The organism is Lentibacillus jeotgali (assembly GCF_000224785.1).
Classification (GTDB): Bacteria; Bacillota; Bacilli; order Bacillales; family Amphibacillaceae; genus Lentibacillus; species Lentibacillus jeotgali.
In genome coordinates, this window is sequence record NZ_AGAV01000003.1 from 346682 (window position 1) to 362979 (window position 16298).

A 16298-nucleotide genomic window follows, 5' to 3' on the forward strand; every position below is an offset into this window, starting at 1 on the left:
TTTTCATATAATAACGAAAGACCATTAAAAGAGGTGTGTGTTATGCGAAGAAGACCCTATCCTTATCAGCAGCCCTACTACAGCAGTCAAGCAAATTTTAACCCTCATACAGTTAATCCAATCAGTGAAAACGCACAATATTATCCAACAGCATTTGACGTGTATGCCAAACCGAAACAGCCCGCTAATTGGATGGCTAATCCTTATGGAGAAGCAATATCTCCCCATCAGCCTAAGTCAAGTAATCCCTTGTATTATTTTCAGGATCATAACGGTGAACTCGACCTTGATAAAATACTTTCAACGGCAGGACAAGTAGCAGACACAGTCCAGCAGATGTCACCTGTTATTAAGCAAGCGAGTCATATTATTAACCGATTTGATAATTCTTAACAACCGTCCGGGATGCCAGCATCTTCGGATTATTTTGGTGTGAATTAATAATTGCAGTTTAGGAAAAATGAAGATATACCGAATCTTAAGGAGAATTCTCATGACTGGATGTCTTATCATTCACGGATATACGGGAAGCCCGTATGAAGTCGGACCACTGGCAGATTACCTGAGAGAATATACAGACTGGCATATTAAAGTGCCCACACTCCCGGGGCACGGCAGCGAACTGGCATTGGATAATGTGTCACATGAGAAATGGCTGACGGCGGCCGAGGAGTCACTCAAGCAGCTAAACGAGAAAACGGACACGATATATTTGATTGGATTTTCGATGGGCGGTATGATAGCGGCTTATCTGGCGTCCAAGCATAACATTGATAAGCTGGTCCTCCTCGCGCCATCAGGAAAATATTTATCGTTTCGGCAAATTATACGGGATGTTAAAGGTGTGGTCGCTGACGGGTTTAAGGGGAAACTAAAGCAGAACAATCTTTATTTACATTATAAACGCAAATGGGGAACGGTGCCGTTTAAGGCGAATATTGAATTCCTTAAACTCATCCGGTTTACCCGACGGTATCTAAGCAAAGTCACATCACCTGTCCTGATCGCCCACGGTCAGCAGGACATGATGGTGCCGTATAAAACGGGCTATTACCTGGATAAGGAAATTACATCGGAACAGAAAGAGGTCGTCTTTTTTGAACGCTCAAGGCATCTGATTTGTCTGGGTGATGACAACATTACACTAAATAAGATGGTTTATGACTTTCTAACCAGAGGAAAAGAGGAGGGTGCAGTTACTTCATGAGCATCCTCCTCTTTTTCTGCCTCCAGTCTCCGATACTGATTTAATTTTTAAAAAACGAAATAACCAGGCCGCCTTCTCCTGCATACGTGGCAATCAATGGCCCCATGTCTGTTAGGTAGGCATCCTTGAAAGGGTATCTTTCCTGGATGTCTGCAAGTACTTTCCTGGCACGGTCTTCAGCGTTGCAATGGGTCATGGTAATAATCTTGTCCTCGACGTTTTTGGTATATTCATCGATTTGTTCAACAAACCGTCTGATCGATTTTTTATCGCCGCGCACTTTTTCTGTAACTTCGATGGTGCCCTCATCACTTCCGCGCATCAGCGGTTTAATGTTCAATGTTTTGGCAATTGTCCCCTTTACGCGGTCAAGACGCCCGCCGAGAATCAGGTTGTCCAGCGTTTTCAGAACAAACAGCGTATTCGTCTGCTCAATCCGCTCATATAAATGATTAACGAGTTGTTCAGACGTATAATTTTCGTCTATTTTTGTTTTGGCTTCATGGAGTAGCAGTGAAAGACCGCAAGAAGCGGTTTTGGAGTTGATAACTTCGATTTGTCTGTCCGGTTCTTCTTCAAGCAGCATATTTTTAGCTAGTACCGCATTTTCATATGTGATACTCAAGCCTTTTGAGATACTTAGCATAATGATTGGCGTATCGGGACTGATTTGTTTGTATGCCTCATAAAAATCATTCGGGCTTGGTGCCGATGATTGTGGCAGTTCATCTGTTTCGGCCATTTTCTGATAGAATGCTTCCAGATTCATCGTCACGCCGGCTTTATATTCCTCATCCCGGAAACGCAAATAAAGTGGTACAACCCTTATATCAAGCGTCTCATTCAAACGTTTTGGGATGTCCGATCCGCCGTCGGTCATTAATTGTATACGCATCTCTTCACCCAATCCAATTGTGTCGTGTACTCATTATATCAGTTTTAATAGCAGTAAAAAGCAAATTGACAACATTAGATGAAATCGCCGAAATTAAGAGTGAAAATGCTTTTTCAGTCAATTCCGCTGCGATATTGTGACTTTTCGCTTCTTTGTCGTGCTCATGATAAATAGGAACAACCCGAACAGGACGATTGAGCCGCCGAGCCATTGTGACCATGTAATTGTCTCGCCCAGTATGAAAAAGGCCAGGATGGATGCGCCGACCGGTTCAAACACGATTCCCATTGAGATGGTTGCCGTGCTCAGCCACTTTAATGCCCAATTAAATAATGTGTGCCCTAAGAAAGTCGGGAAAATCGCTAATGCTAAGAAAATGAACCAATGATCGGCGGAATATCCGAAAAAGGAATTGCCAGCAATCAGGTTATATAATATGAGTGTTAGTGAGCTGATGCCATATACAACGAACGTGTAGGTCATGAGCGACAGCCGTTTTCTGACCTGTTGCCCCATCAAAAAGTACGCTGTTATCAAAACCGCTCCCATTAGTGCAAGCATATCGCCGAACAAAGCGATGCCACTGATTTGGAAGTCCCCCCAGCTGATAATCACACTTCCGAGAAGTGCAATGATCATACTGATGATGGCGCCATATGAAAACCGTTCCTTGAAAAAGAAATATGTTCCCAAAAATGCAAATATCGGCTGTAGTGTTACGAGAACGACAGAACTTGCCACAGATGTATAATTCAGGGATTCGAACCAGACAATAAAATGAAATGCAAGAAAAATACCGGCCAATGCTGAGAACAGCCAGTCCCTTTTTTGGATGAATTGAAATTCGTCCCGGTTTTTCAGCAAGATGTACGGTGCCATGATCAGTACTGCCAGCACCAGGCGATAATTTGCAATAATAGCCGAGGGTGCCTGATCCGCCAGTTTAACCAGCACTGCTGAGGTTGAAACAGAGATGACACCGATAACCACCGGAATATATGGATTAATCGGAGGGAACCGCATATATAACCTCCTTTGTTGACGTCTTCGTTTATTGAACCTTTTCCGCATGTAACTAGCAGCAGATCCATGCGAGTGATTAAACTGCCAGTAAAGACCGAACCAGCGGGCCTGCAACCCCTCTTCTGGTTAAAGTGCCTCTATGTATTTTATCATGCACCAATAAAAAAATCATTATAGGAAGTAGTGGATATTACCTTAGTGACTGTGTTAATATAAAATGACTGTTATTTTGGATGAGAGTTCACGGATGAGGCCTTTTTCCATTACTGGGAAAAGCCTCTTTTTACAGCTATCATACGTTAACTGATATATTGAAATGAAAAAGGAGAAGATTTATAAAGTGACAACATTCAAGGAATTAAATATTTCACAGGCCATTATGAAAGCATTACAAAAAATGGGCTTTGAAGAAGCAACACCAATTCAGGCGGAAACGATTCCGCTTGCCATAGAAGGTTATGACGCAATTGGACAAGCACAGACAGGGACTGGAAAGACTGCCGCATTCGGTATCCCGATGATTGAAAAAATCGATCCGCAGCAACGTAAGATTCAAGGATTGGTCGTTGCCCCGACAAGGGAATTGGCAATTCAGGTTGCTGAAGAATTGAACAGACTCGGCAAAATCAAAGGTGTACGCTCTATGTCAGTATACGGCGGCCAGCATATGGAACGCCAGATACGTGCTTTGAAAGATGGACCGCACATCGTCGTCGCGACACCCGGAAGACTGCTTGATCATATGCGCCGCAAAACAATCCGGACGGAAAATATTCGGACAGCTGTTTTGGACGAAGCAGATGAAATGCTGAACATGGGCTTCATTGACGATATCCGCGATATCCTGAAAAACATCCCGGAAGAGCGGCAGACATTGCTGTTTTCTGCAACCATGCCAAAAGAGATCCGTGATATTGCAACGAACCTGATGAAAAGTCCCAAAGAAGTCAAAGTGAAAGCTAAAGAGATGACGGTTGAAAACATCGATCAGTATTTTATTGAAGTTCCTGAGAAACAGAAATTCGATACCTTAACCAACCATCTGGACTTCTATGCACCTAAACTCGCCATCGTCTTCAGCCGGACGAAAAAACGTGTGGATGAAATCACCGACGGGCTTCAGGCACGCGGGTTCCGCGCAGAAGGGATTCATGGGGATCTGACACAGGGAAAGCGGATGTCCGTTTTGAATAAATTTAAAAATAATCGGGTCGATGTACTTGTAGCCACGGATGTAGCGGCACGGGGACTGGATATTTCCGGTGTAACCCACGTTTATAACTTTGATATCCCGCAGGACCCGGAAAGCTATGTGCACCGGATTGGACGTACCGGCAGGGCAGGTCGTACAGGAGAGGCCGTGTCATTTATTACACCGCGGGAAATCGCCCATTTGAATGTAATCGAAAAAGTAACGAAAAGTAAAATGAAGCGTATGGCGCCTCCGACTTATCAGGAAGCGAAGCGCGGTCAACAGCAGGCGGCAGCAGACAAACTGCGGAAAAAGATTGACCAGCAGGATCTGCAGGATTATCAGGAAACCGCCAGTGAGCTGCTTCAGGATCATGACTCGATAACGGTTGTGGCTGCTGCCCTTAAAATGATGACGAAAGAGCGACGCAATGCTCCTGTCAATATTTCATCCGTTCAGCCGATCAGCGTGAAAAAAGCGCAGCGCGGCGGCAAGAACAATAAAGGTAGAACACAGAACAAGAAATTTTATGGAAAACGCGGACAAGGCGGACGCAAGCAAGGGGGCCGCAACCAAGGCGGGCGAAATCGAAAAGGGAACTACCAGAAGCACCGCAGCCGCAAACCGAATAATTAAAAGGACAGCAAAAGGCTCGGTCGGTATTCCGGGTCTTTTTATTTTTTTTGTTTGCAATTTCTACAAGGGAGATCCTTAAACCCGGACAGTTATTATCTATTAAAAATATCGAAACTTTGATAATATAAATTCGTATAGGATAATGGAGCTAATTTACTGTATTAGGGGGAAGTGACGATTATGCGACAGCCACCGGTTAACCGGATTGCACCCGATGCCATCAAAGCATGGAAAATTTCGGCTGCACTCGCTGAAGGGGTGATCTGGCTAGTAACGATTGCGCTCTTCGTATTGGCATTTATATTTGAATTTTCTTATTGGTATGGCGCCGGAGCAGCTCTAATCAGTATGATAACGACTGTTTTATTTGTGTTTGTGCTGCCAAAGGTACGTTGGAGAAGATGGCGCTATGAAGTGTTCGAGCAGGAGATTTATATTCAGCATGGGATATTAATTGTTTCGCGCACGCTTGTACCCATGATCCGTGTACAGCATGTTGATACAAAACAGGGACCGATTCTAAAAAAATACAATTTGGCAAGTGTGGAAATTTCCACTGCTGCCACTACCCACGAAATTCCTGCTCTGCTGGAAGAAGATGCATCGGAACTGAGGGACAGAATTTCGGCACTGGCAAGGGTGGATGAAGACGATGTTTGAAGCGAAACGATTACATCCGGCAGCTATTATTTTTAATTTGATTAGAACAGTAAGGGAATTTTTATTTGCCATTATCCTTGGCTTTATTACATTCAGGGATGAGTCACTATTATATTTTGTCCTGATTTTAGCAGGTTTAGTGGTCATCTTTATTGGGGCCAGCGTACTTACCTGGTATCGCTACACTTACCGGATAGAAGATGATGAACTGCGTATCGAATATGGGGTTTTTATCCGCAAGAAGCGCTACATATCCAAAAATCGCATCCAATCAATCGATCTGACATCAGGCATTATTCACCGGATTTTTAAACTGACAAAGGTGCAAATTGAAACAGCAGGATCCGGCATGAGCGCTGAAGCTTCACTAAGTGCGGTTAAGTTGGAAGAAGGGGAAGCTATAAGGGCTGAGTTGAAAACATCAGGTACACACCAACAAGCTGCTGATGATCCCCATGAGGAAACTGGTGAGTGGGCGGAAAAGACAAATCCATCTTCAACAATCAGCTTTAAACGGTTATTTATTGCGGGAACTACATCGGGTAGTATCGGTGTTATTTTGGCATTGGGAGCAGCCGGTTTTTCCGAACTTGAGCAATTTATTCCGGAGTCATTTTTCGATGAGACACTGGAATGGGTTATCGGGTTGGGGATCATTATTTTAATTGTAATGGCTTTTTTTGCCTTATTATTATTCTGGCTGCTGGGAATTGCCGGAACGATGATTAAATACGGCAAGTTTACCATCACAAAAAATGAAAATGAGCTGTTTATCACACGCGGTCTCCTGGAAAAAAAGCAATCGACGATACCGTTAAAACGAATCCAGGCTGTTGGTATTCAAGAAAGCATCATCAGACAGCCGCTCGGCTATGTCACAGTGTTTGCGGAAATAGCTGGTGGTTCCGCGAATAAAGGGGAAGACTTTTCATCAATTCTTTTCCCGATTATGAAGCGGGATGAAGTGGAGGCATTTCTGGAAACCTTTTTGCCTGATTATGCCGGGCTGCATGAGCTGACACCATTACCGAAGCGGTCGCGGAAATTTTATATTATGCGGTCTTCTGTGTTGTTTGTGTTGATTGTTGCAACAGTGGCTATTTTCTTTCCATCGTTTGTCTGGGCGCCGGTATTACTGCTGATTGCCGGTGTCTTCCTGGGCAGGCTCCGGCATAAGGATGGCGGTTTTAACGTACAGGGTCAAAGGTTGACAATCCGCCATCGGGTGTTCAGCAGGAATACGATCATGCTATATCATAAGCGGGTCCAGGCCTTTGAGAAAAAACAGCATAAAGTGCAGCGATTACAGAATCTGGCCAGCATGACGCTTTCTATAGTTGGGAGAATGGGAACAGGTACACACTTTACCATCAAGGACCTTGAGGAATCTCATGTTGATGAATTATCAGATTGGTATTCGCGGAGAAATTAATTGTTCAACTGACAATCAGCTGCTGGAAGCGTTCACTGATTGTCAGTTCATTTTCTAAAATATTCTGCTGAAAAGTCCGAGTACGACGAGGATTCCGAGGAAAATCCAGAGGCCGTTTTTGAAAATCTTTTTGTTCCGCTTCTTTTTTTGCCAGCGGTTTGGGTCAAACTGAACAGATCCGTCGTCAACGTATTGCCGTCTCAGCCATGGTGAATACGGACGGACATTATTCAATATAAGCGGTGCGAGCGCAAAACCGCCGATAAAGCCGAACACATGGGCATATATATTGATGCCTGAGCGTACAAATGTCATGATCAGACCAATCACCAAAATAATTGTGATGATCTGGGAACTTGATGGATCAATCAAATGCTTGCGGAAAGCGACCATGAAGGCGTAAATGCCAAACAGACCGTAAATCGCTCCCGATGCACCAACATGCGAGTAAAGTGCAGGGCCGAGCAGAAACGTAGCCAGGTTGCCGATTAGACCTGCACCTAGGTAAGCGGTGATGAACTTTACTTTGCCAAGCATCTGCTCCAGAGCGGGGCCAAATAGAACAAGAGCAAATGAATTAAACAGAACATGCATGAGGCCGGCATGGAGGAAAATCGATGTAATCAACCGCCAATATTGTCCCTGGCTAATAGCAAAGTTGATACCCATTCCCCAATCCCTGATCAAGTTGCCAAGCGGGGTGTGCAAAAATCCGGTCAGAAGCCAAAGGACGAGCTGAATAATGATCAGCCAGGCGACAACCGGATATAATTGCATAAATTCCTTAATACTGCGTTCGTTCCGTATGAACATAAATATTCCTCTCTCCCTTACCGGAAAATGCTCTCTTTTCATTTAACCATTTAAGCTTTGGTTTTATGAATGGGTGCTGCAGGGTAATATAATGATAGTATTGCATTCTATAGTATGACCATTTTAATCTTACTAGAATACGCGATTTTAGTATAATGATATACAATTTTCCGCAGAGAGGAAAGCGATTTTTATGATAAAGGGTATAGGAATTGATTTGATTGAATTAGATCGGATACAGCACAGTATACAGCGAAATAGCCGATTTGCCGGCAGGATTTTAACACAATCAGAAAAAATAGATTTTGATGCGTTGAAAAATAACCGGAGACAGATTGAATACCTTGCCGGCAGATTTGCTGCCAAGGAGGCTTTCTCAAAAGCGGCAGGCCGCGGTATTGGTAAACTGAGTTTCAAGAATATCGAAGTGACAGCGAATACATATGGTGCGCCGGTGATGAATGTTGCCGGCTACGAAAACTGGAACATTTTTATATCCATTACGCACAGCAGGGACTATGCAGTAGCGGAGGTTGTTATCGAGGAAAAGGACTGAAAACACTCGCCGGGTGATTCTGCATAATTGAAAAGGTTGTCTCATATATTCTAGTGCGGGCAGGAGGGAATTGCGTGTATATTGTCACCGCAGAAGAAATGTACGATATGGATCATGGGGCTATTCATGACATAGGTATTGATGGCAGAATGTTAATGGAAAATGCAGGAAGGGCCATGGCAGACAGGATTGAAACGCGCATCGGCAAAACGGACCGTATCCGAATTTTGGCCGGGAGCGGAAGCAATGGCGGTTATGGGTTCGTGATTGCCAGAACACTGTTGAATAAAGGTTATGAAGCAGTCGTTGTGCAGGTTGTGCCGAATGAGAAAGTTACCGGTGATGCGCTTTTGCACAAAAATTTATTCATCAGGTGCGGAGGGAATGTCCGTGTTACCCGTCAGCCTTCCGAAATCGAAGTGATTTTGAAAGAAGCAGATGTGATTATTGATGCCATACTGGGGATTGGCACAAAGGGAATGCTCCGTGAGCCGCTCGATGAAATTGTCCCCATTATGAATGAGTTGGCTGCGTATATCATTTCGGCAGATATTCCATCTGGACTGCCGGCTGATGAAGGGATGGAGGACTTTCAAGCGGTACAAGCCGATGAAACAGTCGTCGCCGAATACCCGAAGATGAGTGTATTTCTGGAATCCACGTCCGCTTATTACGGGGAGTGGTCGGCGGTTTCAATCGGGCTTCCAAAGCACATGCCAGCAAATCAGGTGCAACGGAGGATCTGGATGCCTGAAGATTTTCAGGCGACGATGCCGGAGCGTAAATGTAACGCCCATAAAGGCAACCACGGTCGCGGACTGGTCATCGGCGGCAGTGCGGAAATGCCCGGTTCGATTGCGATGACGTCTAATGCAGCACTACGAACAGGCGCCGGTCTGATGACAGTTGCTACACCTAAAAATGTGATACCGGTAGTTGCATCACATTGTATGGAAGCAACATACCTGACGCTGGAGGACACAGGGGGCTTTTTGAACGGTCAGACGGCCATCCCTTTTGACCATTTTGATGCAACCGTTCTCGGTATGGGAATGGGGCGTCATGAAGAAGCCGGTGAATTGACGGAGCAGGCAGTTGAAACACAGTGCCCGCTGATTGTGGATGCAGACGGTCTGCACCATTTGAAACCGCTGCTGGAAAGACTTAAAGATCGATCAGGTCCTGTTGTCCTGACACCGCACCCGGGGGAGATGGCGATGCTCTTGGATACTTCAGTCCCGGAACTGCTGAAGACACCGTTTGCCTATACAAAAATGTTTGCTGAAAAATATCAGGTTTACGTCGTACTCAAAGGGATGTCTACCATCATCACAACGCCTGAAGGCATGCAGACAGTCAGCACAGCTGGGAACCAGGGGCTGGCTAAAGGCGGAAGCGGTGATGTGCTTTCAGGAATCATGCTGGCAATGATCATGCAGCCCCAGACTGTTTCTGATGCGTTATGCAATGCCTGTTTCGTACATGGAAAGGCTGCTGAACTGCTTACTGAAGAGTCACATTCAGCCTATGATCTGATGGCTTCCGATGTCATTAGAGGCATTACAGATGTCTATCGTACGTTTCTGACATTACCGTGACAACAAGCCTTCCCTTCGTCGGATAAACAGCCCGCAAAATGTTTGAATGCGACAAGGGAGACATGTCCATGAAAAAAAAGTTTGGAATTTGGGTTGTGATTGTCTTTGGCCTAATCTTTGCTTTATCTGCGTGTGGTGAACAATCCCAGGAGGATGTTGTGAACAAATTGGAGTCCAACCTGGAATCCATGAACGGGTATAAAGCAAAGGCCGAAATGACAATGAACACTGGACAGGAGGACCAGAAGTATAATATAGATATCTGGCATAAGAAAAAAGATATGTATCGCGTGGAGCTTAACAATGATCAGGATGATAAGGGAAGCCAGATCATTTTGAAAAACGAAGACGGGGTTTTTGTTCTGTCACCGGCATTGAATAAAAGCTTCAAGTTTCAGAAAGAGTGGCCGGAAAATGGTAGCCAGCCGTACCTTTATCAATCACTTGTAAACGATATTCTGAAAGACAGTGAAGCGGAGTTCGAAGTAAGCGAGGATTATTATATTTTTGAAACCAAAACAAACTACCAAAGTAACAACAACCTGCCATTCCAGAAAGTTTACTTTGATAAAAATTCCTACACGCCAGAAATGGTAGAAGTGCTTGATAAAGATCGAAATACTCTGGTACAGGTCAATTTCTCTGAATTTGATACAGACCCCACTTTTGAAGACGATGATTTCGCGAGGGAGAAATACATGACAGAGGAATCTGGTGAAGAAACAGCTTCCGCTGATGGCAATACGGATACATTCAGTGTTGTTTACCCGCGGAACATGGCAGGATCTGAACTCGTTGAGGAGTCACAGGTTGAAACGGAAAATGGTGAGCGGGTTATCATGACTTTCTCCGGTGAGAAGAATTTCACATTGGTTCAGGAAAAACAGAATGTTATGCCAACCATGTCTGCTCCTAAGATGGTAGAGGGGCAAATCGTGAATTTGGGCCATGCCATAGGCGCCCTGTCCGATAACACCATTGAATGGTTCAGTAACGGAAAGAATTTTGTCCTGGCGAGTGAAGAATTAACCAGGGAACAATTAATCGAAGTGGCAAAATCCGTCAAAGGTAAAGAAGTGAAGTAATTGAAACGTAGCAAGCAGACTCTGGTAGAGAGGGGGTCTGCTTTTTATTTTTTCTTTTTTTCGGTAAAATATAGAGTAAATGATAAAGAGGGGATTTCTGTGAGTAATCAAATGTTTCGGAGTACATGGGCTGAAGTGGACCTTGAAGCGATTAGCCACAACATTAATGAAATGCGAAACAGACTGCCAGGTCGCTGTGGGATTATAGCGGTAGTTAAGGCCGATGCATACGGCCATGGTGCAGTGGAAGTTGCTAAAAAAGCACTGTCGTCGGGTGCGAAGATGCTTGCGGTAGCATTGCTGGAAGAAGCGTTGATATTGCGTGAAGCCAATATGACAGTACCGATTTTGGTATTCGGAAGGGTGTTGCCTGAGGACGTCCCGACTGCAGTAAACCATGACATTACGCTAACATGTTTTCAAAAAGAATGGATTCGTGATGTGAACAGACTGTCACTTCCGTCCCCGGTGAAAGTACATATGAAATGGGACACTGGCATGGGGCGAGTAGGTTTGCGGACAGAAGAGGAATTGAAGGATGTTACCGAAGAAATTCGCAGCTGCTCAAGGGTTCAATTGACCGGCGTTTACACACATTTTGCCACGGCTGATGCTGCTGGGTTTGATTATTTTGAAATGCAGCACACCCGATTCAAGCAATTTCTTAGTACGTTTGAATCCATCTGGCAGGAACCCGTGACAGTTCACATCGGCAATAGTGCCGCCTCGATACGCTTCCCTGAACGGATGTATCATTATATACGGTTTGGCATATCGATGTATGGTTTGTACCCCTCAGATGTCCTAAAAGATGAATATGAGGTTGATCTGGAGCCGGCCTTTTCCTTGCACAGCAGGCTTGTTCATGTAAAAAAAATGGACCCGGGCGAGTCCATCAGCTACGGTGCCACTTATACAACGACAGAAGAAGAATACATCGGTACGATACCGATTGGTTATGCTGATGGCTGGATCCGAAAACTACAGGGAATGGACGTTCTGGTGGATGGAAAAAGAATGCCGATTGTCGGTCGTATAACGATGGATCAGTCGATGATAAAACTTGATAAGGCATATCCTGTCGGAACAAAGGTAACATTAATAGGAAAACAGGGTAATGACGAAATTGAAACCGATGAAATCGCAGAAAAATTAGAGACAATCAATTATGAAATACCGTGCATGATATCTGAACGTGTTCCAAGGATTTATAAAACGGATTGAAGCGTTGCCCGCTGAAAGCGTCAAGCGATATCAAACAGCATTTTAATAAACAGCCCTGTCAAAATTTGCGGGCATAATAGCGTTCTGAAACAATATGATAATAACAGGAGCCGATTCAGCACGTTTCATGTGTACAGGATAATTCAGCAGTATATACTAGCTTGTAATCAGGTAAAATATGCCTGTAAGAAAACAGGTACTCCAAAAAATAATTCCGAGAAGCCTTTGCAAACCATTCAATACAATGATATTATTGAAAAAGAATTCAATAAGGATCGTCTTACAAGTTTCGGAGGTGTATGGTTTTGTCAGAGGGCTCACAGGAAATTTCAGTAAGATTACCACAGAACCTGCTAAACGAGGTGGATGGACTAATGAAGTATGAAAATAGTGATTTAAGTGATTTCATCTGTCAAGCAACGAGAAATTATCTGGAGCATAAAAAAGAGGAGCATGTCCAGTATTTTCGTGAATCGATGCAGCAAGGGTATATGGAGATGGCTAATATTAATCTGACAATCGCTTCAGAAGCTTTTCAGGCCGAAGAAGAAGCTGAGAAAAACAACTTGCAGCGCACAGTGATCGGGGTGTAAGGCACTTGATCGTTCAGAGAGGCGAAGTTTATTTCGCCGACTTATCCCCTGTTGTGGGGTCAGAACAAGGCGGGATACGCCCGGTACTGATTCTGCAAAATGATATCGGTAACCGCTTCAGCCCAACGGTTATTGTTGCTGCTATCACTGCTCAGATTCAGAAGGCCAAGCTCCCGACACATGTGGAGATAAACGCGAAACGGTACGGATTTGACCGTAACTCGGTTATATTGCTGGAACAGATCAGAACGTTGGATAAGCAGCGGTTGACCGATAAAATCACAAAGCTGGATAAGCATATGATGGAAAAGATTGATAAAGCATTGGAAATCAGTCTTGGACTAAAAGAAATGTATGATCAATAGGGTGTCCCTTTTTTCTAATCGAAGGAAGGGATGCTTTTTTGTGTAAACTAAATGAAGTTTCACTTCATCGATTTTTGACTTATTTTGTGGTAAAATAAAAAATTAGCATGGGAGAGTAGAATATAATTTTCGAAAAACTGTTTATGGTTCGTGGATAAATAGTGGGAGGATAATATGGATAGTAAGTTCGGAAAGATTCTATTGGATAACAGCGATGTTATCATTCAGAAATGGATCGATGAGATTGAGATGCTGAATGGTTTTAATTACTCCGATAGTGTATCTGACGAATTGTTGGAAAGCACTAACCGAGAATTTGTTAATATAATTTTCAGCAGTATTAAAGATGAAGGCGACACAAAGCGGCTGAAGGAGTTTTCCGAGAAGCTGATAAACCTTGGATGGAAAGTGAGTTACATAACGGATGGCCTGCAGGTGTTCAGACGGGTAAGCATTGACTTTATTCTGCAGCAATCTGACCAAATTGATACCAGTTATATTTCCGACCTGCTGCAGAGTGTCGATGAATGGATTGAACCGCTGATCAGACAGCTGGTCAATGAGTTCTCGGGGAACTGGGAAAACATCCTGTCCCTGCAGCGCGTGGCACTTCAGGAGTTATCCGCCCCGCTTATTCCGGTGATGGACAATATCACTGTTATGCCATTGGTGGGAACAATTGATACGGAACGTGCCAAATTAATTATGGAAAATCTGCTCGAAGGCGTTATGAACCATAATTCTGAGGTTGTTTTAATTGATATAACCGGTGTCCCGGTTGTAGACACGATGGTTGCCCATCATATTATCCAGGCAGCTGAAGCGGTCCGTCTTGTAGGGTCAACGTGTATCCTCGTAGGTATACGCCCTGAAATAGCCCAGACAATCGTTAATCTTGGCATTGATTTGAGTAAATTCCCGACCAAAAGCTCGTTGAGAAAAGGATTTATCAAAGCTCTTGAACTGACCGACCGTAAAATTATCAGTACGGAAGAGAAGGACACTTCGATTGAACAAATGATTGAATCACTTGGCAGGGAGTGATAACATGCGGATACCTATTTTAAAACTTCACGATTATTTGCTTATTTCGATTCAGACAGAGATTGATGATAACACGGCTATACAGTTTCAGGAGGACCTGTTGGGCAAAATACATCAAACAGGCTCAACAGGCGTTGTTATTGACTTGACCTCGGTGGAGATCATTGATTCTTTTATTGCAAAAGTTTTGGGTGATGTCGTAACAATGTCAGACCTGATGGGGGCTAAAGTTGTTTTGACCGGAATTCAGCCCGCAGTTGCCGTCACACTGATTGACCTGGGTGTACATTTGAAGGATGTGCCAACTGCATTAAACTTGGAACAAGGACTGATTAAATTACACCAGGAATTGGGGGACTAAGTATGGCTCCCAAATTTTGTGTAGACATTAAACAAGAGTGGGATATTGTTAAAGCGCGTCAGCTTGGAAGAGACCGGGCGCGTGAAATCGGGTTTGGCACAGTGGACCAGGCCCGTCTTGCCACTGCTATATCAGAGCTTGCCCGTAATATATATTTATATGCAGACAGCGGGAAGATATGTTTTGAGATTACGGATGAAACGGACCGTAAGGGAATATGTGTCATATCGCTCGATACCGGTCCCGGAATACAAAATATTAGCCGGGTGATGGAGGATGGGTATTCCACATCCGGTGGTCTTGGAGCAGGACTCCCGGGTGTGAAACGTCTGGTTGATCAATTTGATATTCAATCAGAAGAAGAGAAAGGGACTGAAATCAGGGTGATAAAATGGCTAAGATAAACAGAATCGGACATTGACGGGCAGTTTTCCCCCGCTCACCTTATCTTTTTCCTGACGTTTTTAAAGAAGGGGGGTTCTACTGCTCGTGAAGGCAGGATAAAATAGAAAAGAAATTGTCAGCAAAATGGGGGAACGTATGTTGGCGCTCACTTCTTTTGCTGTTTATCTTTAGGGGGCGAGTTGAATGGAAACGCTGAATACAGAGATCCACAATTACCGCAATCTACTAAAACACTACATTCAAATACGAGATGAACAATCACTCTACGGTGCTGAACAACTCAGCAAAGCGTTTATAAAAGACAATGTTCCGCCTGAAGAGATTATTAACCTTCATATCCGGGCAATGGCAGAGTTATACCCGGATTCACCGGATCATTTTCAGGATTCCATGAATTTCTTGCTGGAAGTGATGATTTCTTACGGAATTGCTCACCAGGAATACCGTTCCTTAAGGGAGGAACAATCGGAGCTGAAATCAGAAATTGCCGTAGCGGCAAACATGCAGGATACCCTTCTGACAACGACGAAACCTGAAGTCGACGGTTTGGATATAGGTGTTGTCAGTGTCCCGGCACACCAAATGAGCGGTGATTATTACCATTTTCTTAAGGGCGAAGATGATTCACTGGGAATAGCTGTGGCTGATGTCATTGGTAAGGGGATACCCGCAGCATTATGCATGTCAATGATTAAATACTCCATGGACAGCCTTCCTGAAGCAACTATGAGCCCTAAAACAATATTGAAAAACTTAAATCGGGTCGTTGAACGAAACGTCGACTCCAGTATGTTTATTACCATGTTTTATGCGCAATTTCTTCCGTATGAAAATAAATTGTGGTATGCGTCTGCCGGCCATGAGCCTGGTTTTCATTACGATGCCGCAACGAAAACATTTGAGGAAATAAAAGCAAAGGGACTGGTACTTGGTGTAACCCCTGATACTGATTATCGGGAATATGAGCGCACGATTGATAAAGGTGATATGGTCATCTTGCTGACGGACGGTGTGACGGAATGCAGACAAGGCGACCGTTTTATAGAAACAGATGAAGTATTGGGAGTCATTAAACAATACGCCGATTTACCGGCCCAGGAAATGGTAAATAAAGTGTATAAACATTTTGAACGGATGCAGAACTTTCAGTTACGTGATGACTTTACACTGATTGTTTTGCGAAAAGAGGTTTAACCGTTATTTATTTTG

The 16298-nt window shown here is 43.9% G+C and carries 18 protein-coding genes; 15 read left to right on the forward strand and 3 right to left on the reverse strand.

Features of this window, described 5'->3' with window-relative positions; all coding sequences use genetic code 11:
* Positions 1–42 precede the first annotated feature (42 nt).
* The gene (locus ON01_RS02280; RefSeq protein ID WP_010529397.1) at positions 43–393 is read left to right on the forward strand and encodes a YppG family protein; all 351 of its coding nucleotides are present in this window, start codon (positions 43–45) and stop codon (positions 391–393) included.
* Positions 394–493: 100 nt separating this feature from the next.
* Complete coding sequence (locus ON01_RS02285) at positions 494–1207, forward strand: alpha/beta hydrolase (protein WP_010529398.1); 714 nt, start codon at positions 494–496, stop codon at positions 1205–1207.
* Between the two features lie 40 nt (positions 1208–1247).
* On the opposite strand, the gene ON01_RS02290 is transcribed toward ON01_RS02285, so the two are convergent.
* Positions 1248–2102 carry a DegV family protein gene (locus ON01_RS02290; RefSeq protein WP_029328953.1) on the reverse strand — a complete coding sequence of 285 codons (855 nt, stop codon included), beginning with the start codon at positions 2100–2102 and terminating at the stop codon, positions 1248–1250.
* Positions 2103–2219: 117 nt separating this feature from the next.
* Positions 2220–3125 carry a DMT family transporter gene (locus ON01_RS02295; RefSeq protein WP_010529400.1) on the reverse strand — a complete coding sequence of 302 codons (906 nt, stop codon included), beginning with the start codon at positions 3123–3125 and terminating at the stop codon, positions 2220–2222.
* 340 nt (positions 3126–3465) lie between these two features.
* Here ON01_RS02295 and cshA point away from each other — a divergent pair, with 340 nt between their 5' ends.
* The 3 genes from cshA (at position 3466) to ON01_RS02310 (ending at position 7045) form a co-directional block, all read left to right on the forward strand.
* Positions 3466–4953, forward strand: a complete 1488-nt coding sequence (cshA, locus tag ON01_RS02300) for a degradosome RNA helicase CshA (RefSeq protein ID WP_010529401.1) — start codon at positions 3466–3468, stop codon at positions 4951–4953.
* Positions 4954–5133: 180 nt separating this feature from the next.
* Positions 5134–5613, forward strand: a complete 480-nt coding sequence (locus ON01_RS02305) for a PH domain-containing protein (RefSeq protein WP_010529402.1) — start codon at positions 5134–5136, stop codon at positions 5611–5613.
* Entirely contained in the window at positions 5606–7045 is a 1440-nt protein-coding gene (locus tag ON01_RS02310; protein ID WP_010529403.1) for a PH domain-containing protein, read from the forward strand. Before ON01_RS02305 ends, ON01_RS02310 begins: the two co-directional genes overlap by 8 nt.
* Positions 7046–7099: 54 nt before the next feature.
* Here the strand turns inward: ON01_RS02310 and ON01_RS02315 are convergent, their stop codons facing one another.
* Positions 7100–7858, reverse strand: a complete 759-nt coding sequence (locus ON01_RS02315) for a rhomboid family intramembrane serine protease (protein ID WP_010529404.1) — start codon at positions 7856–7858, stop codon at positions 7100–7102.
* A 193-nt stretch (positions 7859–8051) separates the two neighbouring features.
* Here ON01_RS02315 and acpS point away from each other — a divergent pair, with 193 nt between their 5' ends.
* The 10 genes from acpS (at position 8052) to ON01_RS02365 (ending at position 16283) form a co-directional block, all read left to right on the forward strand.
* Complete coding sequence (gene acpS / locus ON01_RS02320; protein WP_010529405.1) at positions 8052–8414, forward strand: holo-ACP synthase; 363 nt, start codon at positions 8052–8054, stop codon at positions 8412–8414.
* Between the two features lie 74 nt (positions 8415–8488).
* Entirely contained in the window at positions 8489–10012 is a 1524-nt protein-coding gene (locus ON01_RS02325) for a bifunctional ADP-dependent NAD(P)H-hydrate dehydratase/NAD(P)H-hydrate epimerase (RefSeq protein ID WP_010529406.1), read from the forward strand.
* Between the two features lie 68 nt (positions 10013–10080).
* A complete protein-coding gene (locus ON01_RS02330; protein ID WP_010529407.1) occupies positions 10081–11097 on the forward strand; it encodes a LolA family protein in 1017 nt (338 codons plus the stop codon).
* A gap of 99 nt (positions 11098–11196) precedes the next feature.
* Complete coding sequence (alr, locus tag ON01_RS02335; protein WP_010529408.1) at positions 11197–12321, forward strand: alanine racemase; 1125 nt, start codon at positions 11197–11199, stop codon at positions 12319–12321.
* 305 nt (positions 12322–12626) lie between these two features.
* Entirely contained in the window at positions 12627–12914 is a 288-nt protein-coding gene (locus tag ON01_RS02340) for a CopG family ribbon-helix-helix protein (RefSeq protein WP_010529409.1), read from the forward strand.
* 5 nt (positions 12915–12919) lie between these two features.
* Positions 12920–13279, forward strand: coding sequence for a type II toxin-antitoxin system PemK/MazF family toxin (locus ON01_RS02345; RefSeq protein ID WP_010529410.1), 360 nt, complete (start codon positions 12920–12922; stop codon positions 13277–13279).
* A gap of 174 nt (positions 13280–13453) precedes the next feature.
* On the forward strand, positions 13454–14323 hold the full coding sequence (locus ON01_RS02350) for an RsbT co-antagonist protein RsbRA (protein ID WP_010529411.1): 870 nt from the start codon (positions 13454–13456) through the stop codon (positions 14321–14323).
* A gap of 4 nt (positions 14324–14327) precedes the next feature.
* Positions 14328–14684 carry an STAS domain-containing protein gene (locus ON01_RS02355; protein WP_010529412.1) on the forward strand — a complete coding sequence of 119 codons (357 nt, stop codon included), beginning with the start codon at positions 14328–14330 and terminating at the stop codon, positions 14682–14684.
* Between the two features lie 2 nt (positions 14685–14686).
* The gene (locus ON01_RS02360; protein ID WP_010529413.1) at positions 14687–15088 is read left to right on the forward strand and encodes an anti-sigma regulatory factor; all 402 of its coding nucleotides are present in this window, start codon (positions 14687–14689) and stop codon (positions 15086–15088) included.
* Between the two features lie 184 nt (positions 15089–15272).
* Positions 15273–16283 carry a PP2C family protein-serine/threonine phosphatase gene (locus tag ON01_RS02365; protein WP_010529414.1) on the forward strand — a complete coding sequence of 337 codons (1011 nt, stop codon included), beginning with the start codon at positions 15273–15275 and terminating at the stop codon, positions 16281–16283.
* The last annotated feature ends 15 nt before the right edge of the window (positions 16284–16298 follow it).